At 36.4% G+C, this 643-nt stretch carries 1 protein-coding gene; it reads left to right on the top strand.

Features of this window, described 5'->3' with window-relative positions; translation table 11 throughout:
- Positions 1 to 10 precede the first annotated feature (10 nt).
- On the top strand, positions 11 to 556 hold the full coding sequence (locus ASC50_RS03005) for a hypothetical protein (protein ID WP_056928677.1): 546 nt from the start codon (positions 11 to 13) through the stop codon (positions 554 to 556).
- The last annotated feature ends 87 nt before the right edge of the window (positions 557 to 643 follow it).

Raw genomic sequence — 643 nt, 5'->3', positions numbered from 1 at the left:
TGCAAAAAAAATGACATTTGATAAAATTACCGATGATGGTCGCCTTTGGGCTGTAAGATACGGTGACGAAAGCGACAATGAACTGTATAAATTGTTTGAGCAATGGAATGATGTGGTTTGGTTGCGAGCGTTTTTCAAACAAAATTGGAGTGATTTGCTTGCTTATTATAATATTTTAGATGTTAAGACGGCTATTATTGATACTATTGAGGATAGTAACAGGTTGGAAAACATTTTACTGTCCATCTCTCTTGTCGCTGATTTAGATAGTGTTTTCAGACCGCTAAATAATTATACAAAAGAATCTTTTTTGGAAAAAGAGAACCCAAGGCTTTCTCAACGGCAAAAACACGCTTCATGGTTGAGACTTTATGCCATTAAACTTAGTCAGGGCATTTTCATTATTACAGGTGGTGCCATAAAACTAACGGCAACAATGCAGGAACGCGACCATACGGCAAAAGAACTCATTAAAATAGAACAAACGCGAAGATTCTTGATTGAGAATGGCATAGTGGATGAAACAGGTTTTGTAGATTATTTGAAAGAATTATAAATAAAAAATATGAAAGAAGTAATAAAAAAATTGGAACAACACGCCTCTCTCACCCCTTCCGGCTGGCGTGAAGTTGCTGAACATCGG

Source organism: Candidatus Symbiothrix dinenymphae, assembly GCF_001431085.1.
The sequence above is the reverse complement of the archived record's forward strand: the minus strand, read 5'-3'. Positions and strand labels throughout refer to the sequence as shown.

Coding starts and splice junctions, on each gene's coding strand:
- ASC50_RS03005 (WP_056928677.1), top strand. CDS start 11: ATGACATTTGATAAAATTACCGATGATGGTCGCCTTTGGGCTGTAAGA.